Source organism: Rhodococcus aetherivorans, from assembly GCF_011058165.1.
Taxonomy (GTDB): Bacteria; Actinomycetota; Actinomycetes; order Mycobacteriales; family Mycobacteriaceae; genus Rhodococcus; species Rhodococcus aetherivorans.
Genome location: NZ_JAALEG010000002.1, coordinates 52,637 through 73,265, shown reverse-complemented (window position 1 = coordinate 73,265; position 20,629 = coordinate 52,637). Strand labels below are relative to the sequence as shown.

Annotated in this window: 18 protein-coding genes; 8 read left to right on the top strand and 10 right to left on the bottom strand. The window is 72.6% G+C overall.

Going from position 1 to position 20,629, the window contains the following annotated elements:
• The first annotated feature begins 19 nt into the window (after positions 1–19).
• From G6039_RS01195 to G6039_RS01185, 3 genes are read left to right on the top strand one after another with little or no spacing between them, the layout of a single operon-like run.
• The gene (locus G6039_RS01195; protein WP_174824796.1) at positions 20–1,165 is read left to right on the top strand and encodes an FAD-dependent oxidoreductase; all 1,146 of its coding nucleotides are present in this window, start codon (positions 20–22) and stop codon (positions 1,163–1,165) included.
• Positions 1,162–2,037, top strand: coding sequence for an RNA polymerase sigma-70 factor (locus tag G6039_RS01190; RefSeq protein ID WP_006944922.1), 876 nt, complete (start codon positions 1,162–1,164; stop codon positions 2,035–2,037). Before G6039_RS01195 ends, G6039_RS01190 begins: the two co-directional genes overlap by 4 nt.
• A 50-nt stretch (positions 2,038–2,087) precedes the next feature.
• The gene (locus tag G6039_RS01185) at positions 2,088–3,392 is read left to right on the top strand and encodes an aminodeoxychorismate synthase component I (RefSeq protein ID WP_029542075.1); all 1,305 of its coding nucleotides are present in this window, start codon (positions 2,088–2,090) and stop codon (positions 3,390–3,392) included.
• On the opposite strand, the gene G6039_RS01180 is transcribed toward G6039_RS01185, so the two are convergent.
• The 3 genes from G6039_RS01180 to rsmI form a co-directional block, all read right to left on the bottom strand.
• On the bottom strand, positions 3,331–7,311 hold the full coding sequence (locus G6039_RS01180; protein WP_029542073.1) for an nSTAND1 domain-containing NTPase: 3,981 nt from the start codon (positions 7,309–7,311) through the stop codon (positions 3,331–3,333). The two genes, G6039_RS01185 and G6039_RS01180, sit on opposite strands and share 62 nt — an antisense overlap.
• A gap of 386 nt (positions 7,312–7,697) precedes the next feature.
• Positions 7,698–9,092, bottom strand: coding sequence for an alanine/glycine:cation symporter family protein (locus G6039_RS01175; protein ID WP_006944928.1), 1,395 nt, complete (start codon positions 9,090–9,092; stop codon positions 7,698–7,700).
• A gap of 33 nt (positions 9,093–9,125) precedes the next feature.
• Positions 9,126–9,986 carry a 16S rRNA (cytidine(1402)-2'-O)-methyltransferase gene (gene rsmI, locus G6039_RS01170; RefSeq protein ID WP_006944930.1) on the bottom strand — a complete coding sequence of 287 codons (861 nt, stop codon included), beginning with the start codon at positions 9,984–9,986 and terminating at the stop codon, positions 9,126–9,128.
• 71 nt (positions 9,987–10,057) lie between these two features.
• Here rsmI and G6039_RS01165 point away from each other — a divergent pair, with 71 nt between their 5' ends.
• Complete coding sequence (locus G6039_RS01165; RefSeq protein WP_170914054.1) at positions 10,058–11,566, top strand: dolichyl-phosphate-mannose--protein mannosyltransferase; 1,509 nt, start codon at positions 10,058–10,060, stop codon at positions 11,564–11,566.
• On the opposite strand, the gene G6039_RS01160 is transcribed toward G6039_RS01165, so the two are convergent.
• The 4 genes from G6039_RS01160 to mscL all read right to left on the bottom strand — a co-directional run bounded on the left by G6039_RS01160 (position 11,517) and on the right by mscL (position 14,658).
• On the bottom strand, positions 11,517–12,077 hold the full coding sequence (locus tag G6039_RS01160) for an SAM-dependent methyltransferase (protein WP_029542063.1): 561 nt from the start codon (positions 12,075–12,077) through the stop codon (positions 11,517–11,519). The two genes, G6039_RS01165 and G6039_RS01160, sit on opposite strands and share 50 nt — an antisense overlap.
• Entirely contained in the window at positions 12,070–13,722 is a 1,653-nt protein-coding gene (locus tag G6039_RS01155) for a BCCT family transporter (protein WP_029542062.1), read from the bottom strand. Before G6039_RS01155 ends, G6039_RS01160 begins: the two co-directional genes overlap by 8 nt.
• Before the next feature lie 65 nt (positions 13,723–13,787).
• Entirely contained in the window at positions 13,788–14,150 is a 363-nt protein-coding gene (locus G6039_RS01150; protein WP_006944937.1) for a GntR family transcriptional regulator, read from the bottom strand.
• Positions 14,151–14,232: 82 nt separating this feature from the next.
• Positions 14,233–14,658: a large conductance mechanosensitive channel protein MscL gene (mscL, locus tag G6039_RS01145; protein ID WP_029542060.1), complete on the bottom strand. Its 426-nt coding sequence runs from the start codon at positions 14,656–14,658 to the stop codon at positions 14,233–14,235.
• 94 nt (positions 14,659–14,752) lie between these two features.
• Here mscL and arsC point away from each other — a divergent pair, with 94 nt between their 5' ends.
• Entirely contained in the window at positions 14,753–15,100 is a 348-nt protein-coding gene (gene arsC, locus G6039_RS01140; protein ID WP_006944940.1) for an arsenate reductase (glutaredoxin), read from the top strand.
• Positions 15,101–15,133: 33 nt separating this feature from the next.
• Here the strand turns inward: arsC and arcA are convergent, their stop codons facing one another.
• Positions 15,134–16,339: an arginine deiminase gene (gene arcA, locus G6039_RS01135; protein ID WP_006944942.1), complete on the bottom strand. Its 1,206-nt coding sequence runs from the start codon at positions 16,337–16,339 to the stop codon at positions 15,134–15,136.
• Between the two features lie 116 nt (positions 16,340–16,455).
• Here arcA and G6039_RS01130 point away from each other — a divergent pair, with 116 nt between their 5' ends.
• Entirely contained in the window at positions 16,456–16,923 is a 468-nt protein-coding gene (locus tag G6039_RS01130; protein ID WP_006944943.1) for a heme-binding beta-barrel domain-containing protein, read from the top strand.
• Between the two features lie 4 nt (positions 16,924–16,927).
• Here the strand turns inward: G6039_RS01130 and G6039_RS01125 are convergent, their stop codons facing one another.
• Positions 16,928–17,545: a response regulator gene (locus G6039_RS01125; protein WP_006944945.1), complete on the bottom strand. Its 618-nt coding sequence runs from the start codon at positions 17,543–17,545 to the stop codon at positions 16,928–16,930.
• Positions 17,542–18,723: a sensor histidine kinase gene (locus G6039_RS01120; RefSeq protein ID WP_050034767.1), complete on the bottom strand. Its 1,182-nt coding sequence runs from the start codon at positions 18,721–18,723 to the stop codon at positions 17,542–17,544. The genes G6039_RS01125 and G6039_RS01120 overlap by 4 nt, the downstream gene beginning before the upstream one ends.
• A 112-nt stretch (positions 18,724–18,835) precedes the next feature.
• On the opposite strand from G6039_RS01120, the gene G6039_RS01115 reads away from it, so the two are divergent.
• Together G6039_RS01115 and G6039_RS01110 are read left to right on the top strand one after the other, a co-directional pair.
• Positions 18,836–19,906 carry an FtsX-like permease family protein gene (locus G6039_RS01115; RefSeq protein ID WP_029542054.1) on the top strand — a complete coding sequence of 357 codons (1,071 nt, stop codon included), beginning with the start codon at positions 18,836–18,838 and terminating at the stop codon, positions 19,904–19,906.
• A gap of 59 nt (positions 19,907–19,965) precedes the next feature.
• Positions 19,966–20,628, top strand: a complete 663-nt coding sequence (locus G6039_RS01110; RefSeq protein WP_006944950.1) for an ABC transporter ATP-binding protein — start codon at positions 19,966–19,968, stop codon at positions 20,626–20,628.
• Position 20,629: the final 1 nt, after the last annotated feature.

Below are 20,629 nucleotides of genomic sequence, written 5' to 3'. Positions count from 1 at the left end.
AGCAGAAGGAGTGGTCAGGATGGCAACCGACGTGGTGGTGCTCGGGGCCGGGTACGCGGGCGTGATGGCAGCGAACCGCATGCTCGCCGCGCATCCGGAGGTATCGGTGACGGTCGTCAACCCGCGACCGGTGTTCGTCGAGAGGGTGCGGCTGCACCAGCTCGCGGCCGGATCCGGTGCGGCCGCGCACGACCTCGCCGAGGTGCTGCACCCGGCGGCGGTCGTGCACCTCGGCACCGCGGTGCAGATCGGTGCGGATCGGGTGCTGCTCGCCGACGGGACGGCGCTGCCGTTCGACGTGGCGATCTACGCCGTCGGCAGCGGCGCCGGCGTGCCCGCGATCCCGGGCGCCGACCGGCTGCACTCGCCGGCCGAGTTCGAACGCGCCATGGACACGGCCGCCGCGCTCGACAGGCTCGGCGACGGTGCCGGCGTGGTGGTCGTCGGAGGCGGGCTCACCGGCGTCGAATCGGCCGCCGAGATCGCCGAGGCGCATCCCCACCTGACCTGCACCCTCGTCGGGGACCCCGTCGCGCACCTGCCCGGCGCCACCCGGCGGTTCGTCGCCGCACGGCTGCGACGGCTCGGTGTCCGGGTGCGGCCGGGCCGGGTCGTCGCGGTCACCGGGCGGGAGGTGCTGCTCGCCGACGGCGAAGCGGTGCCCGCGGAACTCACGATCTGGGCGGGCGGCTTCACGGTGCCCGACCTGGCCCGGCGGAGCGGGTTGCCGGTCGACGGGACCGGTCGGCTCCGCGTCGACGCCACCCTGCGGAGCACGGGCGCAGCCAACGTCGTGGGGGTGGGCGACGCCGTGACCGTCGACGGCCAGGATCACATCCGGATGAGCTGCCAGGCGGCGCTGCCGCTCGGCGCGCACGGCGCCGACACGGCATGGGCGCTGCTGGCGGGCCTGGAGCCGCAGCCGCTGTCGCTCGGGTTCGTGGCGCAGTGCATCTCGCTGGGCCGGGCCTCCGGCGTCGTGCAGCGCACCCGCCCGGACGACACGGCCCGCGGCGGCGCCCTGCGCGGTACGTTGGGCGCATTCGGCAAGGAGATGGTGGTGCGCGGAACGGTGTGGACACTGCGCCGGCAGGCACGGGGGCACGGCTATCCCTTCCCGAAGGGACCGGCCGCTGCGCACGATCCGATCGCGGCGCCGCGATGACGCACGACGAGCTGTTCACCCGGCACCGCGGCCTGCTGTTCGGCATCGCGTACGAGATCACCGGCAGCGTCGCCGACAGCGAGGACATCCTGCAGGACAGCTACCTGCGCTGGGCCGAGGTGGACCTCGACGAGGTCGCCAACCCCCGGGCGTATCTGAGCCGCGTGGTCACCCGGCAGGCACTGAACGCGCTGCGCACCGCGCAGCGTCGCCGGGAGGACTACGTCGGGCCGTGGCTGCCCGAGCCGGTACGCACGGCGCCGGATGCCGCCGAGGACGTCCTGCTCGCGGAGTCGGTGTCGATGGCGATGATGCTGGTGCTCGAGACACTCGGCCCGCTCGAACGGGCGGTGTTCGTGCTGCGCGAGGTGTTCGGATTCGACCACGCCCAGATCGCGGCGGCGGTCGGCAGGCCGGAGGCGACGGTGCGGCAGATCGCCCACCGCGCCCGAAGCCACGTGCACGCGCGGCGCAAGCGGTACACCGCGTCCGGCGCGGAGACCCGCCGGGTGGTCGAGGAACTGCTCGCCGCCGCCGGCACCGGCGACGTGGAGGCGCTGATGAAGGTGCTGTCCCCGGAGGTGGTCTACGTCGCCGACGGCGGGGGCAAGGCGACGGCCGCACGGGTTCCGGTGTCCGGGGCGAAGAAGGTCGCGCGGCTGTTGCGGAACCTGGGGCGCAGGCCCCTGCCCGACATGCGCTTCGAGTTCGCGTCGTTCAACGGTCTGCCCGCGCTGGCGGTGTACTCGGCCGAGCGGCTCGACCTCGTGATGATGATCGAGACGGACGCGGGCCTGGTCACGGGCCTGTATGTGGTGCGGAACCCGGACAAGCTCGGCGCGGCGGACAGGGTGATGCCGCCGGTCCACTGAACGCCCGGTGTGATTCGGCCCGTCCCGGCATCCCGTGGGAGGCTGTGCTCATGCGGATGGAACGGCTCGGCGCCGGGGGTGGCCCGGCGCAGGTGCTGCGGGTGCTGGGCGCCCGCGCCGAGGCGGCGGGAGCGCCCCCGCCGGCCGCACTGACCGGCACGTGGTTCGGCGCGGCGGCGGTCCTCGCGCCCCACGTCGAGGCCGTCGCCACCCCGCCTTCCGACGCGTTCGTCCTGCGCGAGGGCCCGTCCCTGCGCACCCGCGACGACGGGCCGGTCGTCGGCGGGGGGTGGATCGGCTACCTGGCGTACCCGGACCGAGCCCCCGCCCACCCGGCGTTGCCTCGGGCGGCCGGGGGGTGGGCGGACACCGTGCTGCGGCTCGACCACGACGGCTGCTGGTGGTACGAGAGCCTCACCGACGCGCCGTGCCCGGCCGGGCTCGCCGCCGCCGTCCGCGAGGTGCCCGAGGCCTCCGGTCGGGCGCCGTGGCGTATCGACTGGACCGCGCCGGACCGCGGCGCCCATCGCCGCGGCGTGCGGCAGTGCCTCGACGCGATCCGGGCCGGCGAGGTCTATCAGGCGTGCGTGTGCACTCGCTTCACCGGCGCCTGGTCGGGCAGCCCGCTGCACTTCTTCGCCGACGGGATCGAGCGCACCGCGCCGGCCCGGGCCGCCTACGTCGCAGGCGGGTGGGGGGCGGTCGCGTCGCTGTCGCCGGAGTTGTTCCTCGCCCGCCACGACGACCGGGTGACGTCGAGCCCGATCAAGGGCACGCTCCCGATCGGCGCGGATCCGGCCCGGCTGCGCGCGTCCGTCAAGGACGTCGCGGAGAACGTGATGATCGTGGACCTCGTGCGCAACGACCTCGGACGCGTGGCCGAGACCGGAACCGTCACCGTGCCGGATCTGCTCGGGGTGCATCCGGCCCCCGGAGTCTGGCACCTGGTGTCCACCGTCGCGGCCACGCTGCGGGCCGGTGTGGACACCGCGCGGTTGCTCGGGGCCGCGTTCCCGCCGGCCTCGGTGACCGGCTGTCCCAAGCTCCGGGCGCGGGAGTTCCTGCGGGTCTGGGAGCCGCAGCCGCGGGGCGTGTACTGCGGCACCGTGGGCATGGCCAGCCCGCTCGCCGGGCTGGAGCTCAACGTGGCGATCCGCACCGTCGAGTTCGGCGGCGGGGACGCGGGCACGCCGGGGTCGTGTGGTCTCGGCGTCGGCGGTGGCATCACCATCGATTCCGATCCGGACGCCGAATGGCAGGAGTGCCTCGACAAGGCTGCCAGCATCCTGGCGCTCAGCCCCCGCACACCGTCCGGCCGGCCACCGGCAGATCGGACTGCGGCAGCGATGCGGTGATCCGGCCCGTCGTCGCCGCGCAGATCCGCGCGATGATCGACTCGACGTCCAGGCCCCACGTGCGCACCATCCCGTCGCCACCCGCCGCGATCACGGCGTTGCTGCCCGGCAGGAAGCCCACCTGCCACCGGCCGACGCCGACGTCGGTGATCGGGCCGCCCACCGGGTGCATGTCCTCCGGGTCGCCGACGTGCCACAACCGCACCGTGCCGTCGTCGCTGCCGCTGACCACCTCGTGGCCGTTCGGCGTCACCGACACCGAATAGACGGTGCCGGTGTGCCCGCGCAGCGCCTCGGGACGGACGGTGAACGACCCGTCGGGTCCGCGGTCCCACACGCGGACCGTGTGGTCGTCGCCGCCGGTGGCGAGGACGTTGCCGTCGGCGCTGAACGCGAGGGCGTTGACGCCGGTGGCATGGCCGTCCGACACCGGCACCGGGACCGGGGCCGCGGGATCGGCGACGTTCCAGGCGTAGAGCGAGCCGTCCGCGCTCGCCACCACCAGGTGCCGGCCGTCCGGTGCGAACGCCGCCGCCCGGATCAGGTTGGTGGGGCCCCCGAGCGGGGCGCCCCACGGCGCCGGCCGCGCCGGATCCGACACGTCCCACAGCACGAGGGAGTGGTCGTCGTCTCCCGTGACGAGGGTGGTGCCGTCGGGACCGAATGCGAGTTCGGACGTGAACCGGGTCTCGGTGACGATCGGGTTCGCCCAGAGCCGCGGAACGGTGGGGTCCCGGACGTCCCACAGGTGGATCTCGCCGTCCGTCGTCGAGGCCGTGGCCAGTGTGCTGGCGGAGGGAGACAGGGCGGTCGTCACCGCACCCCCCAGCGGTCGCGGGCGGTTCACGGCACCGAGCGGTGACCAGCGCCCGTCGGAGCCGATCCGCCACAGCGGCACGGTGGCGTTGTAGCCCCCGGTCGCGACGAGCGAGCCGGTGCGGTCGATCGCCGGGAGGGTCAGGGCGGAATCCGCGACCGGGACGCGTCCGCGCGGCAGCGTCCAGACCCGGATGGTGCCGTCGTGACCGCCGGTGACCAGCGCGGCACCGTCGGGGGTGAACGCGAGCGCCGGGACGCCGCCGCCGTTGCCGGCGAGGGCCGGCCGCATCTCGTCGACCGCTCGCGTCGCCGGGTCGATCGACCACAGCTTCGCGGTCCCGTCCCACGACGCGCTCGCCAGGGTGCGGCCGTCGGGCGCGAACGCCACGGTCCACACCCCACCGGTGTGCGCCTGCACGGGCGGGCCGGCCGGCCGTACCGCCCCGGGCTCGGCGGTGTCGAACAGCGTGAGGACGCCGTCGTCGCTGCTGACCGCGAGGGTCCGGCCGTCGGGGGCGAACGCGACGGAATGCGCCACGTCGCGGAAACCGGTCAGCGGCTCGCCGAGCGGCGCGGCGGCCTGGTCGGTCAGGTCCCACAACCGCACCGAGCGATCGTCGCTCGACGTGGCCAGCACGGTGCCGCCGGGGTGGAACGCCACGGTCCGCACGGCCGCCCCGTGCGCGGGCAGGACGGTGCGGGGAAATCCCCGCGTCCGGGGTTCGCTCGTGTCGACGAGCACCACCGACCCGTTGTCGTACGGCACGGCGAGCAACCGGCCGTCCGGGCTGAACCGCACGTTGTGGATGACCTCCGGCACGAGCACCTCGGCGGTGAGCAGGGCGACCGGCCGGTCGCGATCCGTGACGTCCCAGATCCACACCGCGCCCGTCGCCCCACCCGCCGCGAGCAGGGTGCCGTCCGGGCTGAACGAAACCGATGCCAGATACTCGGGCTCGCCCGACACCAGCGCTCCGAGCGGCCGCGGGGCGGTCCGGTCCGACAGGTCCCACAAGCGAACGCTGCCGTCGTCGCTGGCCGAGGCGAGGGTCGTGCCGTCCGGCGCGATCGCCACCCCGTAGACGGGACCGCTGTGGCCTTCGAGAGGCAGCGCCAGCGGCATCTGCTCGGTCGCGACGAGCCGCGAGTACGCGACCTCGCTGTCCGGCTTCAGCTGCCACGCCGCGAGCGCCAGCTGGGCCGCGGTCGACGGGTCCTTCTCGCGCATGGAGTCGGCGAGCGCGACGACCTGCTGGAACTGGGCGGCACTGCGCTCGGCCTCCGCGCGGTTCTTGCCGGCCCAGGCCAGCGTCCCCATCACCACCGCGACGATCGTGGACAGCACGAGGGCGGCGATCGCGCCGTTGCGGATGCGGGTCCGCCGGCGGATCTGCCGCCGCGATTCCCGGAGGAAGTCCACCGCGGTCGGGCTCAGCGCGGCCTCGACGCCGACGGGCCGCGTCCGCCCCGCGAGGTCCCCGGCCTCGTGCTCGGCGACGAGGTCCATCCGGCCGCGCTGGTAGAGCAGGTCCGCGTGCCGGCGTCCCTCGACCCACCCGGCGGCGTCCGCCTCGATCTGCTGGCACAGCGCCGCGTACGAGCGGTCCGCCTGGATCCAGGACTTCAAGCGCGGCCAGGCGTCGATCACGGCGTCGTGCAGCAGCTCGACGCTGCCGGCGTCGACGACGAGGACGCGAGCGGTGACGAAGTGGTCGACCACCCGGCGCCCCGCGTCGACGTCGTCTCCGGCGACGGCGAGCAGCCGGTCCAGCGGACGCCGGATCTTCACGTCGGTGCCGGTGTCGGTCACGTAGACCAGGTGCACGAGCATCGCGCGAGCGAGGCGGCGGCCACGGGCGTCGAGCTCCTCCCACGCGCGTTCCGCGCTGGCGGCGATCGATCCGCGCACCCCGCCGGTGGCACCGTAGCCGGCCACGGTCAGGTGGCCGCCACGCCGGCGTTCCCACAGGGCGTCGAGCAGGTGGGACAGCAGCGGCAGCTCCGCCCCGCCGACGTCGTCGGCGGTCAGCACGCCGAGGTCGTGCAGGATCAGCTCCACCAGCCCCGGCTCGAACCGCAGGCCGAGCAGCCGCGCCGGTGCGGAGATCACCTCCACCAGATCGTCGCGGGTCAGGGGCTGGACCGTCTTGCTGTGCCGCTCCAGCGCCCGCGCCAGCACGGGATACGTCACGGCCCGGTCGTAGAAGTCCGACCGCAGCGTGGCCACCACCGCGATCGGGGTGTCGCCGTCGCCCACGGTCGCGGCCCGCTCGAGGAGCGCCAGGAACGCCGAGCGTTCGGCCGGGTCCTCGCAGTGGGTGAACAGCTCCTCGATCTGGTCGACGACGATCAGCAGGCCCGAGCTGCCCTGACGGCCGGCGGCGGCGCGCAGCCGCGCGACGGCGGAGGGCTCGTCCGCGTCCGAGATGTCGGCGAGTTCGGGTATGCACTCGACGAGCTGCGCCACGGGGTGCCGCCCCGGAGTCAGGACCACCGGCCGCCAGCGGCCGTCGCGGCACAGTTCCGGGATGAGGCCGGCCTGCACGAGCGAGGACTTGCCGACGCCGGAGGCGCCGGTCACCACGACGATGCCGTGCCCGTGGGCGGCGACGACGGTCTCGACGAGCTCGCGCACACTCCGGCTCCGGCCGAAGAACAGCTGCGCGTCGCGCTCGCGGTACGCCTCGAGTCCCCGGTAGGGCCGCACACCGGTGGGCGGCGTCGCGGCGGGCGCCTCGGACGTCTCCGCCCGGGCCCGCCCGGCTGGTCCCCGGGCGAGTTCCCACCACCGTTCCCACCGCTTTATCGAGTAGAGGCCGGGTGCCGGCGGCTGGGCGTGCAGGGCCCGGGCGGCGCGGATCAGGACGACCAGGACCGGACGGATCGCCTCGAAGGTGGCGGGCACCCGGGCGCCGGATCGCCAGTCGCTGAGCCGCTGCACCGACACGGTGCGATCGCTGCCCACGGCGCGGGCGACGGCCGCCGCCTCGGAGGAGACCTTCTTGAGTGCGGGACGCCCCGCCGCCGCGAACAGAATCCGGAGCTGGTCGGCGAACACCTGCCGCGGCTCAGCCTCGGTTCGCTCGTCCGCCGGTTCCATCTCCCGCATCCTCCCTGCTCCGCACCCCTCGAGAGCCCGGATCGTCCGCTGCGGAAAAACTCCTCACCAGCCCTGACCTGGGATGATATCGCGAGCGGCACGCGAACCGGTTGGTCGCCCCGGATATACCCGACAGAGTTGTTCCCGAGCGGGAAGACCCCGCGACGCGCTGCACCTCCGCACCGGCCGGAACCCGACGAGGGGTGGTTCCGCCCGAGGCGGAGGGAATGCAGCGCGCGACCCGAACCGAGGGATCGTGTACAAGCTCGTCGACCGGATCGTCAACGGCGTTCCGCCCACGTTGGTCGCGGCCCTGATCGTGGCCGTCGCCGTGTTGCTGATCGTCGCGCTCTCCTCGGCCGCGCCGTAGCGACGGCCGGCCGCGCCTACCGGGCCGGCGTGCTGCTGCCCTTCTCGCCGAGCAGGTACGGATCGCGGGCGAGGTACTCCTTCGTCTCGCGGGCGATGAGACCCGAGAGGACGAGCAGGCCCACCAGGTTGGGCAGTGCCATCAGCCCGTTCATCACATCGGAGAAGTTCCACACCACCTCGAGCTCGGTGGTGGCGCCGACGTAGACGACGAGCACGAAGATCGCCCGGTACGGGAGGACGCCGCCCCGGCCGACGAGGCGTTCGACGCAGCGGTCGCCGTAGTACGACCACCCGAGGATCGTCGAGAAGGCGAAGAACACCACGGAGATCGTGACGATCCAGCTGCCCCAGTCGCCGCCGAGGCCGTCCGAGAAGGCGAGCGAGGTCATTGCCGCGCCCTGCTCGCCGGACTTCCAGGCGCCGGTGGTGATGATGACCATGCCCGTGAAGGTCACGACGATGATCGTGTCGATGAACGTTTGGGTCATCGACACGAGGCCCTGCCGCACCGGATGGGTGGTCTGCGCCGCGGCGGCGGCGATTGCGGCGCTGCCCATGCCGGACTCGTTGGAGAAGATGCCGCGGGCCACGCCGTAGCGCAGGGCGATCATGAACACCGAGCCGATGAAGCCGCCGGTCGCGGCGGTTCCGGTGAATGCGTCGGAGAACACCAGGGCGAACGCCTGCGGGATATCGGTGATGTTGACCGCGAGGACGATGATCCCGGCGCCGACGTACAGCAGGATCATCGCGGGCACGAACCCGGCGGTGACCTTGCCGATGGACTTGATGCCGCCGAGCAGCACCGCGGCGGCGAGCACCGTCATGACTATGCCGGACAACCAGGTGGGCACCCCGAAGGTGGAGTCCATCTGGGTGGCGACGGTGTTGGCCTGCGTCATGTTGCCGATGCCGAAGCTGGCGAGCACGGCGAACACCGCGAACATCAGGCTCAGCGCCAGGCCGAACTTGTTGGGGATGGCGCGGGCCAGGTAGTACTGCGGGCCGCCGGACTGCTCGCCCTTGGCGTCGGTGACGCGGTACTTGACGCCGAGGAACGCCTCCGAATACTTGCTGGCCATGCCGACGAGACCGGTGACCCACATCCAGAACAGGGCGCCCGGGCCGCCGAAGTAGATGGCAGTGGCGACACCGGCGATGTTGCCGACGCCCACGGTGGCGGCCAGCGCGGTCGTCAGCGCCTGGTACTGGGAGATGTCACCCTCGGTGGCGTCCGGGTCCTTGCGGATGATCAGCCCGAGCCGCAGGGCCGGCCACAGCTTGCGGAACTGCACGCCCCGCAGCCGCACCGTCAGGATCACGCCGGTGCCCAGCAGCAGCGGTATGAGCAAGTACGGCCCCCACACCACCGACGCGACCTCGACGAGGAATTCGTTCACCGACTCCATCCGTACCTCCTGCTGCGCGGTAAGGGGCAGAGTCTACGACGACGGCTCGTCCTGCCGCGCGGCCAGTACCGCGTCGTACAGCTCGCGTTTGGACACCCCGGACGTCGCCACCTGCGCGCACGCGTCCTTCAGCCGCACCCCGTCCGACACCAGCCGTTCCACCTCGTCGACCAGCTCGGCCGGCTCCGCGATCTGCGCCGACGCGCCCTCGAGCACGACGGTGATCTCGCCGCGCGCCCCGTCGGCCGCCCACCGCGCCAGCTCGGCGAGCGTGCCGCGACGCACCTCCTCGTAGGTCTTGGTCAGCTCCCGGCACACCGCGGCGCGCCGCTGCCCGCCGAGCACGTCGACGGCGTCGGCGAGGCACGCGGCGAGGCGATGCGGGGCCTCGAAGAACACCACCGCGCGCGGCTCGGCGGCGAGGGTCTGCAGCCAGGCGCGACGGGCGCCGGCCTTGCGCGGTGGGAAGCCTTCGAAGCAGAACCGCTCGACCGGCAGCGCGGACAGCGCGAGTGCGGTGGTCACCGCGGACGGGCCGGGCAGGCACGTGACGGGCAGCCCGGCCGCGACGCACGCCGACACCAGGCGGTAGCCGGGGTCGCTGACGGACGGCATGCCGGCGTCGGTGACCAGCAGCACCGTCTTGCCGGCCTCGACGTCGGCGACCAACGCCGGCGTCCGGGCGGCCTCCACCTGGTCGTAGAAGCTGACCACCCGTCCGGTGACGGTGACCCCCAGCGCGGCGGCGAGCGCCCTGGTACGACGGGTGTCCTCGGCCGCGACGACGTCGGCGCTGCCGAGCGCGTCGCGGAGCCGTTTCGAGGCGTCGCCGATGTCGCCCATGGGGGTGGCGGCGAGCACGAGCCGGCCCTGTCCCGGATTGTCTGCCTGCATGCGTCTCAGCCTACGATCGGGGCGTGACCGTGACGGACGAGCGCCCTGCCGTGGCATCGGACCGCCGCCGGATGAACAGCCCGGGCCCGACGGTGCCCGCACCGGATTTCGGTCCGGTCGACCGCGGCCGGGGCTGGGTGGTGACGCTGTTCGTCACCGCGATCGCGGCGATCACCCGGTTCACGATGCTGCACTACCCCACCGACGCGAAGACGCCGGTGTTCGACGAGAAGCACTACGCCCCGCAGGGCTGGCAGGTGCTCACCGGCGGCGGGATCGAGGACAACCCCGGGTACGGCCTCGTCGTGCACCCGCCCGTGGGCAAGCAGCTCATCGCGCTCGGCGAGGCGCTGTTCGGTTACAACGGGTGGGGGTGGCGGTTCTCCGCCGCCGTCGCCGGGACGCTGCTGGTCCTGCTGGTGGTGCGGATCGTGCGGCGGCTGACCCGCTCGACCCTGCTCGGCGGCCTGGCGGGGATCCTGCTGATCGCCGACGGCGTCACGTTCGTCTCGTCGCGCCTCGGGATGCTGGACATCTTCCTGGCGCTGTTCGCGGTCGCCGCGTTCGGGTGCCTGATCGTCGACCGGGACGAGATGCGGGAACGCATGGCGCGCGTGCACGCCGAGGGACGCATCGCCGACACGGTGTGGGGTCCCCGGCTGGGCGTGCGGTGGTGGCGGTTCGGAGCCGGCGTGCTGCTGGGTCTGGCGGTGGGCACCAAGTGGTCGGGGCTGTATCTGATCGCCTTCTTCGGGCTGATGTCGGTGGCGTTCGACGTCGCCGCCCGCCGGGCCTACGGCGTGCAACGGCCGTGGCTCGGCACCGGGCTGCGCGACGTCGGTCCGGCGCTGTACGCGCTGGTGGTGGTGCCGCTCGGGGTGTACCTGGCGACGTTCTGGGCGTGGTTCGCCGGCGAGACCGGGGTGTACCGGCACGCGGTGGGTCGTCAGATCGGCACGGACGGGGCGTTCGCATTCGTGCCGGACGCCCTGCGGTCGCTGTGGTATTACAGCGCCTCCGTGCTCGAGTTCCACTCGGGGCTGACGAACTCGGCCGGCAACCTGCATCCCTGGGAGTCCAAGCCGTGGACGTGGCCGATGGGGTTGCGCCCGATGCTGTACTACTTCGCCGACGGCGAGCAGATCCGTGGGTGCGGCGGCGAGCAGTGCGTCAAGGCGGTCATGCTGGTGGGCACCCCGGCGATGTGGTGGCTGGCGCTGCCGATGCTCGCGTGGGGTGGGTGGCAGCTGCTGGTGCGGCGGGACTGGCGGTGGGCCGCGGTGCTCACCGGTTACACGGCGACGTTGCTGCCGTGGTTCGCGACGCTCGACCGGCAGATGTACTACTTCTACGCGGTCCCGCTCGCGCCCTTCCTGGTCATGGGGCTGGCGCTGGTGCTCGGCGACGTCCTCGGCTCGCCGCGGGCCTCGGCCGAGCGACGCTCGACCGGCCTGCTGGTCGTGTGCCTCTACGTCGGCCTGGTGGTGGCGAACTTCGTGTGGCTGTGGCCGATCCTCACCGCAGCGCCGATCACCGTGGAGACGTGGCAGCAGCAGCTGTGGCTGCCGAGCTGGCGGTGACGTCCGGCGGCGCGGCCCGCACGCCGACGGTCCGCTCGCGCTCGACGATGTCGACGATCGCGTAGCCGCAGCGCGAGAGCAGCGCGCTGATCCGCATGGACACCGGTCCGAGGGCGAGGCCGGGCGGCGGTTCGTCGAACACCCACAACTCGCCGGCGGGTCGCAGCAGCGATGCGACGGCCGTCGGCGCGGCCGGGTCCTCGCTGCGGAAACCGGGGACGTTGACGGCGAAGACCAGGTCGAACGATCCCGGCAGGTCGACGCCGGGGAATTCGCCGACGCGCAGTTCGGCGAGCCCGGCGTCGACTCCGTCCCGGTTGCGGCGACGAGCCCGATCGATCTGCGTGGCCGAGCGGTCCACCCCGACGACCCGGCCGCGGCGGCGCAGCCGCTCGCACACGAGCGCGACGGCGACACCCCCACCGCAGCCGATCTCGAGCACGTCGCTGCCCGGCTGCGGGTCCATGGCCTCGACCGCGAACGCGATCCGCGCCGGCACGGCACTACTCATTCGACGTCCGTTCTTCTCCGCGCCGCGCCGGGGACCGGTACTCGGCGCGGCGCAGCAACCGCCGACCGCGTGGGGACACCAGTGGGTCCCGCGACAGGTCCCGGTACAAGGACACGCACAGACCCACCATGACGAGCACGAACGGCGCCGCCGCGATGATCGTCATGGTCTGCAAGGCGGTGAGGGCATCGGCACCGCCCGTCCACAGGAGCAGGGCGGCGACGCCGCCGGTGAGCACGCCCCAGAACACCACGACCCGACGGTGCGGGGAGAGTGTGCCGCGCTGGGACAGGGTGCCCATCACGATCGATGCGGCGTCGGCCCCCGAGACGAAGAAGATGGCCACGAGCACCATCACGACGGCGGCCGAAATCGTGAACAGCGGCAGATTGTCGAGCATGCCGAACAACTGCGCCTCGGTCGTGCCGACGTCGGCCAGGCCGAGGCCGTCGCGCTGCTCGCCGATGGCCGCACCACCGAACACCGCGAACCACACCAGGCTCACCGTGCTGGGAACGACGATGACCCCTACGACGAACTGGCGGACCGTGCGGCCACGGCTGATGCGGGCCAGGAACATCCCGACGAACGGCGTCCACGAGATCCACCATGCCCAGTAGAAGACGGTCCACGCGGAGAGCCACTCGGCGACCTCGGGGCTCGACGCCGCGGTACGAGCGGACATGCGGGCCAGATCGGCGGCATAGGCGCCGAGAGTGGTGGGTACGAGATTCAGGATCAGCACGGTGGGACCGACCACGAAGACGAACGCGGCGAGCGCGAGCGCGAGCACCATGTTGATGTTGGACAGCCACTGGATGCCACGAGCCACACCGGACACCGCGGAGGCGACGAAGGCTGCTGTGAGCAGCGCGATGATCGCCACGAGCAGCAGCACCCCCGTCTCCTCGAGCCAACCGGTCACCGCGAAGCCGGACCCGATCTGCAGGGCCCCGAGGCCGAGCGAGGCAGCAGTGCCGAACAGCGTGGCGAACAGGGCGAGGATGTCGATGACCTTCCCGGCGGGTCCCTCGGCGCGGCGGCCGAGCAGCGGCAGGAAGGCGGAACTGATCAGCTGCTTACGCCCCTTGCGGTAGGTGCCGTAGGCGATGGCCAGACCCACCACGGCATAGATCGACCACGGGTGCAGGCTCCAGTGGAACATCGTCGTCGCCATCGCCGGTCCCACGCCCCCGGCTGTGCCCGGCGGCGGGGTCACGAAATGGGCCAGGGGCTCGGCGACACCGAAGAACATCAGGCCGATGCCCATACCGGCGCTGAACATCATCGCAATCCAGCTGACGGTGCGGAACTCCGGCACCTCGTCGTCCTTGCCGAGCGGGATCCGTCCGAACCGGCTCAGGGCCAGCCAGATCGAGAAGACCACGAAACCCGACGCGGTGAGCACGAACAGCCACCCCAGGTTGACCACCAGCCAGTCCAGTACCGCCCCCGTCACGGCGGCGAAATTGTCCGGTGCGAGCAGCCCCCAGACGACGATCGACACCACGATCAGGGCCGTCGGGACGAACACGGCCGGATCGATCACCGGTGCGGTCCGTCGGCGCAGCCCTCCCGGGCGAACCGAAACGAGCCGGCCACGCCGAGCGTCGTGCGGATCCGTCGGTTCGTCCGAAAGGCCCATGATGTAAACCTCGTCCACTTCTCTGCGGAGCGCAACCGTCACCGCTCCGGGGGAAGTCGGACGAGTCACGCGCCCCGCAGCGCCGCGACGACGAATTCGAGCACCTCGTCGTCGGACATGCCGAGGGTGCGCAATTCGCGGACGTAGCCGGTGGCGGCGCGCTGGGCGAGCGTGCGGGTGGGGTCACCGGACTCGGCGACGAACGTGCCCGCCCGGCCCCGCGTCTCGATGATGCCGAGATGCTCGAGCTCCCGGTAGGTCTTGGCCACGGTGTTCGGGGCGATGCCGAGGTGTTCGGCCAGCCCACGGACGGTGGGAAGCTTGGTGCCGGCGATCAGCTCGTCGCGCCGCACCATCGTGACGATCCGCTGGCGCAGCTGCTCGTACGGCGGGACCGGCGAGTCGGGGTCGATGACGATGTCGAGCATCGGGGCGTCCTCAGGTGGGCAGGTGGTGCGTCGAGGCTAACAGTGCGGGCCGACCGTCCCCGACTGCGCCGCGGGGGCCGCCTCAGACCCGCGCCCTGTCCTCGTCGGCGTCCGCGGCCCGGGTGTAGCTGCCGGTCTCGAGCAGGTCGCGGATCTGGATCAGCAGGTCGGTCTCGCTCAGCGGCTTGTCGCCCTCCTCCTTGGGGGCGAACCGGGCCTTGGCGGTGTTCACCGGCAGGATCAGCACGAAGTAGACGACCGCGGCGATCAGCAGGAAGTTGATCACCGCCGACACCACGGCACCGATGTTGACGAACGTCTCCGGGCTCGAGGTGATCTGGAATCCCCAGCCGTACTCGTTCGCGCCGCCCACCGAGGCCACGAGCGGGTTGACGATGTGGTTGGTGAAGGCGGTGACGATGGCCGTGAACGCGGCCCCGACGACCACCGCGACGGCGAGCTCGACCACGTTCCCGCGCAGCAGAAAATCCCGGAATCCCTTCAGCACGACACCTCTCCTGTCCTTCACCGACGCCGGACGATGGTAGAGACCGGCCGCGCCGCACTCAACCGGAGCGGGTGCGGCACGGCAGAATGTGGCCATGGCAACGACCGCGACGATCTACCACAACCCCCGGTGCAGCACGTCCCGCAACACCCTGAAGGTGCTGCAGGAGGCGGGCCTCGAGCCGACCGTCGTCAAGTACCTCGAGACCCCGCCGTCGCGCGACGGGCTGCGCAAGCTGCTCGACGACGCCGGACTCGTGCCGAGCCAGGCGATCCGGCGGAAGGAGGCACTGTTCGCGGAGCTGAACCTGGCGGACGCCTCCGAGGACGAGCTGCTCGACGCGATGGTGAAGCACCCGATCCTCATCGAGCGGCCGATCGTGGTCACCGACAAGGGCACCGTGCTCGCCCGCCCGGTGGAGAAGGTGCGCGAGATCCTCTAGGGTCCGGCCGCTCGCCCGCGCCGGACGCGCCGGTCAGCCGCGGGCGAGCGGGCAGGACATGCAGCGCGGCCCGCCGCGTCCGGAGCCCAGTTCGGACCCGGCGATCCGCAGCACCTCGATGCCCGCGTCCTCGAGGCGGGTGTTGGTCTCGATGTTGCGTTCGTAGGCGACCACCACGCCGGGCGCGAGGGCGAGGGTGTTGTTGCCGTCGTCCCACTGTTCACGCTCGGCGACGACCGGATCGAGGCCGGTGTCGATGACGCGGAGCTTCTCGATGCCCATCGCGTCGGCGGCCGCCTCGAGGAACCCGCGCGGCCCGCCGATCCGGACGTCGCCGTTCTCCCGGCGCAGAGTGAAGGCCTGCAACGTTTCCCGCACCGCGGGGTACATCACCACGGCGTCGACGTCCACCATGGTGCACACGGTGTCCAGATGCATCGAGGCCCGCTGCTGCGCGATCGGCACCGCCAGCACGGTGTGCGCGAGACCGTCCTCGAAGACGCTGCGCGCCAACGCTTCCGCACCCGCCGGTGTCGTGCGCTCCCCCACGCCCACGGCCACGACTCCCGGGCCGAGCAGCAGCACGTCGCCGCCCTCGACCGGCGCCGTGTGCGATTCGTAGGCGCGGCGCACCCCCAGGAACCGCGGGTGGAACGCGTAGATCAGATCAGTGATCGAGGCCTCCCGGCGCCGGGCCGGCAGTGCCAGGGTGGGGATCGCGACCCGCGGGCCGATCCAGAACGACGAGTCGCGGGTGAACAGCAGGTTCGGCAGCGGCTCGATCACGAAGTCGGCTCCGTGATGCATCAACCGCACCAGCGACGGCGCGGCTCCGAGGCCCGCGACGGGTAGTTCGTCGAACGTCATGCCCGCGACGAGGACGCGGGTGAGATCCGCGGCGGACATCGCGCGCAGGTGCGCGGCGAGTTCCTGCGCCAGCCCGTGCCCGAGCCGGCGCGGATCCACCGCGGACGACACCCCCTGGACGCGGGCGGCCCCGCTGACCTCGAGGGTCTCGGTGAGCAGGTCGGACAGGAGCAGCACCTCCACCCCCCGCCCGCGCAGCAGGTCGACGAACGCGTCGTGTTCCTCCTGCGCCCGCGCCACCCACGGCAACGCGTCGAACAGCAGCTGGTCGTTGTTGCGGGGAGTCAGGCGTTCGAGCTCCGCGCCCGGCCGGTGCATCAGCACCGCCCGCAGCGACCCCACCTCGGAATCCACACCCAGCTGAGCGTTCATGAATAAGACCGTAATGCCGCGGCCCGCCGCGCGGCGCGCCGAAACTCCGCGAAGCCGGCCGGGCGCCCGCCCGGCGATGGCAGGATCGACGGTGCCCGACGACCGAGGAGACCCACATGACCGACACCGGCCCGCTCGGTGATCTCGCCGCCTTCGCCGGCCGCTGGGTGGGCGGCGGCGAAGGCCACTACCCCACCATCGAGGACTTCACCTACAACGAGACCATCGAGTTCACCCCCACCCCGGGCAAGCCGTTCCTGATGTACGTCAGCCGCACGAAGAACCCGGGCACCGGTCAGCCGATGCACACCGAGAACGGATACCTCCGTCTCGCCGATCACGAGGTGGAGCTGCTCGTCTCCCAGCCGACCGGGTTCGTGGAGATCCAGCGGTCGCGGCTCACCCACGGCGTCCTCGACTTCACCACCGTGCACCTCGAGCGCTCTCCCCACGCGAAGCCGGTGCACGAGCTGCGGCGGCGGTTCGTCCTCGACGGCGACGAACTGTCCTACGACCTGTGGATGGCGCACGCCCAGACCCCGCTCACCCACCACCTGCACGCCCGGCTGCGACGCGCCGGATAACCGTTCACAGCAGGCCGCGCTCGCGCGCCGCCGCGACCGCCGCGGTGCGCGAATCCACGCCCAGCTTCGAGAAGGCATGCACCAGATGGGACTTGACGGTGGCCTCGCTCACGAACAGTTCCTTGGCGACGGCCCGGTTGGAGAGCCCCCGCGCCACCGCGCCGAGCACCTCGATCTCGCGGGCGCTCAGCTCCACCCGCGGCGTCTGCATGCTGCGGTAGAGCCGTTGCGCCACACCGGGATCCAGCACGGTTTCGCCCCGGGCGGCCCGGGCCACCGCGTCGACGAGCACGGCCGGGTCGGCGTCCTTGAGCAGATACCCGGCCGCCCCCGCCTCGACCGCGCGCAGGATGTCGGAGTCGGTGTCGTAGGTGGTCAGCACCAGCACCTTCGGCGGATCCGGCGCGGAAGCCAGTTCGGCCGTCGCCTGCGCCCCGTCCATCCCGGGCCCGAGCCGCAGGTCCATCAGCACCACGTCCGGGCGGTGCGCCGCGTTCTGCGCGACGGCCTCCCGACCGGACGCAGCCTCGGCCACCACCTCGAGCCCGGGCTCCGACGCGAGGAGGGCACGCAGCCCCGCCCGCACAACGGGATGGTCGTCGACGAGCAGTATCCGGATCACGGCAGCACCCGCACGGGAAGCGTTGCCGCCACGGCGGTTCCGTCGCCCGGCGCCGACTCGAGGAACACCGTGCCGCCCAGCTCGGCGAGCCGCTCCCGCATGGCGGTGAGCCCGAACCCACCGCCCGAACCCGCGTCGCGGACGTCGAAGCCGACGCCGTCGTCGACCACGTCGAGCCGGACCTCGTCCGGGGTGTAGGCGAGGGTGACCCGCACGCGGCGCGCGTGGGCGTGCAGCCGGACGTTCGCCAGCGCGCTCTGCGCCACCCGCAGCAGCGCGACGTCGAATCCCGTGGGCAGCGGCAACGGTTCGCCGTCCACGCGCAGTTCCGCGTCGATGCCGGTGTCGGCACGCAACCGGTCCAGGATGCGGCCGAGGGCCGCCGCGAGCGGCGCATCGTCGAGATCGGACGGTCGCAGCTTGTCGACGACCCGGCGGGCCTCGACGAGATTGCGCCGTGCCGTCTCCTCGATCCGGCCGAGCAGCGCCGCGGTGTCGTCGCCGGCCCGCAGCCCGGCGCGGGCGAGCAGCAGGATCGACGAGAAGCCCTGGGCGAGGGTGTCGTGGATGTCGCGGGCCAGCCGGGCCCGCTCGGCGGTGGCACCGGTCTCCCGCTGCAACCGCACCAGCTCGTCCTGGGCGTCGAGCAGTTCGCGGTGTGCCTCGGTGAGCTCGGCGAGCAGCGCGTCGCGCTGCTCGGCGTCGCGCACGAGCTGCCGGTAGATCAGGGCCGTGCCGGACGCGACGAGCGCCCCGAACAACGGGCCGACGACGGCGGCCGTGGCGTTGGCCGTGCCGTGGCCCAGGCTCGCGGCGATCGCGACCGCCGTCAGAGCCGCCGTCGCGGCGAACGCGGCGATCGTGGGCAGCAGGTGGAAGCACAGGAAGAACAGCGCGAAGGCGAGCCACACGAAATCCGGTGCGAGCACCACCAGCGCCAGCCAGCCGGCCAGCAGCACCGCCAGCCAGATCCCGCCGCGGGACCCGCGCCGGGCGAACCACAGCCCCGAGATGTACCAGGCGAATTCGGCGCCCGCGAGGACCAGCACCCCCGGGGTGCCGCCGCCGCGCAGCACCCCGACGAGCAGCAGCAGTACGAACAGCGCGTGCTGGCCCAGCTGCATCGCACGCAGCACCGGGACCGTCCCCTCGGGGCGGTGCTGTCGGGCGGTCTGCATTTCACCGACGCTAACACCGCCGCGCACGCCGCCGCCTCCCACTTTCGATTGATCCGGGAACCCATCCACCGAGCGATGCGCCGGCATCGCCGCACCGGGCACCGTGGAACTCATGTTCCTCGCACTGCGCGATCTGCGCTTCGCCACGGGGCGCTTCGCCGTCATGTCGGCGGTGCTCGTCCTGGTCTCGTTTCTCGTCGTCATGCTCTCCGGCCTCACCGCGGGCCTGGGCAACCAGTCGATCGCCGCGATCCGCGGCATCGGCGCCGATCACTTCGCCCTCGACGGCGGTGACGCCGATCCGTCCGACCTGTCGTTCGGGGAGTCCACCGTCACGGACGCGCAGCGCACCGCCCTCGCCGCGCAACCCGGCGTGACCGACACCGCCGTGCTCGGCGTTGCCCCCGGACGCGTCGGTGCGGGCGGGCGCGAGGTGATGGCGGCACTGTTCGGGGTCGCTCCCGGTTCCTTCGCGGCACCGGCGGCCCTGCGCCCGGCGACGGCGGCGGTCGACGCGCAACTCGCCACCGACAACGGCTGGACGCCGGGCACCGTCCTGACCGTCGGCGGGCGGGAGGTCACCCTCACCGCTCTCGTCGAGGGCTCCTACTACAGCCATCAGCCCGTGGTGTGGCTCGACCTCGGCACCTGGCGCGAACTCCCCGCGACGGCCGGCGCCGACGGGACGGTGATCGCGCTGCGGACCGGTCCCGGGTTCGACACGGCGGCGGCCGCGGCCGCGACCGGCACGAGCGTCCTCGACACGTCCGCGACCCTGAACACCGTCGGCTCGTACACCTCCGAACGCGGGTCGCTGCTGCTGATGCAGGGCATGCTGCTCGTCGTCGGCGCCCTCGTCGTGGGTGCGTTCTTCACGGTGTGGACGGTCCAGCGCAGCCGGGACATCGCGGTGCTGCGCGCGGTCGGCGCCTCCACCTCCTACCTGCTGCGCGACGCCCTCGGACAGGCCGCGGTGGTGCTCGTGCTCGGCACCGGCCTGGGCACCGTCGCCGCGACAGCCGCGGGAGCGGCCGCAGCCACCGTCGTGCCGTTCACGCTGAGCGCGGCCACGACCGTGCTGCCGTTCGTCGCGCTGGTCGGGGTCGGCCTCCTCGGGGCCGCGGCGGCCGTCGCACGCATCGGCTCCGTCGACCCGCTCACCGCGCTCGCCGCGGCCCACTGAGCTGTTCGAGACACCGACGCTGTTCGAAAGACACCGACTCGTTCGAGAAAGGCACCACCATGAGCGTGCGGCTCACCGACATCGTCCTCACCTATCCCGACGGCGACGCCACGCTGCGCGTCCTCGACGGCCTGGACTTCCACGCCGAGCCCGGCGAGACGGTCGCCGTCACCGGTCCGTCCGGATCCGGCAAGTCGAGCCTGCTGGCCGTCGCGGGGCTGCTCACCGTGCCCGACTCCGGGCGGGTCGTCCTCGACGGCGTGGACACCACGGGCCTCGACGCGGCGGCCCGCACGCGGCTGCGGCGCGAACGGATCGGCTTCGTGTTCCAGCAGGCGAATCTGCTTCCCTCGCTGACCGCCACCGAACAGCTCTCGCTGATCGCGCACCTGAGCGGGCGCCGGCTCGACCGGGCCCGCGCCCGCGACCTGCTCGCCGCGGTGGGCCTGACGCAGCAGGCCGACCGCCGCCCGCACCAGCTCTCCGGCGGGCAGCGGCAGCGGGTCGCGATCGCCCGGAGCCTGGTCAACGATCCGGCGGTGCTGCTGGTCGACGAGCCGACTTCGGCGCTGGACGCCGAGCGCAGCCGGGAGATCGTCGAGCTGCTCGAACGGATGGCACGCGAACGCGACGTCGCCGTCGTGATGGTCACGCACGATCGGGAGGCGCTGCGGGCGGGAACACGGCTGCGCGAGTTCGCCCTCGACAAGACGCCCGCCTGAG

Excerpts from the sequence above, each read along its gene's own strand:
- G6039_RS01195 (WP_174824796.1), top strand. The coding sequence starts at position 20 with ATGGCAACCGACGTGGTGGTGCTCGGGGCCGGGTACGCGGGCGTGATG.
- G6039_RS01190 (WP_006944922.1), top strand. The coding sequence starts at position 1,162 with ATGACGCACGACGAGCTGTTCACCCGGCACCGCGGCCTGCTGTTCGGC.
- G6039_RS01185 (WP_029542075.1), top strand. The coding sequence starts at position 2,088 with ATGCGGATGGAACGGCTCGGCGCCGGGGGTGGCCCGGCGCAGGTGCTG.
- G6039_RS01180 (WP_029542073.1), bottom strand. The coding sequence starts at position 7,311 with ATGGAACCGGCGGACGAGCGAACCGAGGCTGAGCCGCGGCAGGTGTTC.
- G6039_RS01175 (WP_006944928.1), bottom strand. The coding sequence starts at position 9,092 with ATGGAGTCGGTGAACGAATTCCTCGTCGAGGTCGCGTCGGTGGTGTGG.
- rsmI (WP_006944930.1), bottom strand. The coding sequence starts at position 9,986 with ATGCAGGCAGACAATCCGGGACAGGGCCGGCTCGTGCTCGCCGCCACC.
- G6039_RS01165 (WP_170914054.1), top strand. The coding sequence starts at position 10,058 with ATGAACAGCCCGGGCCCGACGGTGCCCGCACCGGATTTCGGTCCGGTC.
- G6039_RS01160 (WP_029542063.1), bottom strand. The coding sequence starts at position 12,077 with ATGAGTAGTGCCGTGCCGGCGCGGATCGCGTTCGCGGTCGAGGCCATG.
- G6039_RS01155 (WP_029542062.1), bottom strand. The coding sequence starts at position 13,722 with ATGGGCCTTTCGGACGAACCGACGGATCCGCACGACGCTCGGCGTGGC.
- G6039_RS01150 (WP_006944937.1), bottom strand. The coding sequence starts at position 14,150 with ATGCTCGACATCGTCATCGACCCCGACTCGCCGGTCCCGCCGTACGAG.
- arsC (WP_006944940.1), top strand. The coding sequence starts at position 14,753 with ATGGCAACGACCGCGACGATCTACCACAACCCCCGGTGCAGCACGTCC.
- arcA (WP_006944942.1), bottom strand. The coding sequence starts at position 16,339 with ATGAACGCTCAGCTGGGTGTGGATTCCGAGGTGGGGTCGCTGCGGGCG.
- G6039_RS01130 (WP_006944943.1), top strand. The coding sequence starts at position 16,456 with ATGACCGACACCGGCCCGCTCGGTGATCTCGCCGCCTTCGCCGGCCGC.
- G6039_RS01120 (WP_050034767.1), bottom strand. The coding sequence starts at position 18,723 with ATGCAGACCGCCCGACAGCACCGCCCCGAGGGGACGGTCCCGGTGCTG.
- G6039_RS01115 (WP_029542054.1), top strand. The coding sequence starts at position 18,836 with ATGTTCCTCGCACTGCGCGATCTGCGCTTCGCCACGGGGCGCTTCGCC.
- G6039_RS01110 (WP_006944950.1), top strand. The coding sequence starts at position 19,966 with ATGAGCGTGCGGCTCACCGACATCGTCCTCACCTATCCCGACGGCGAC.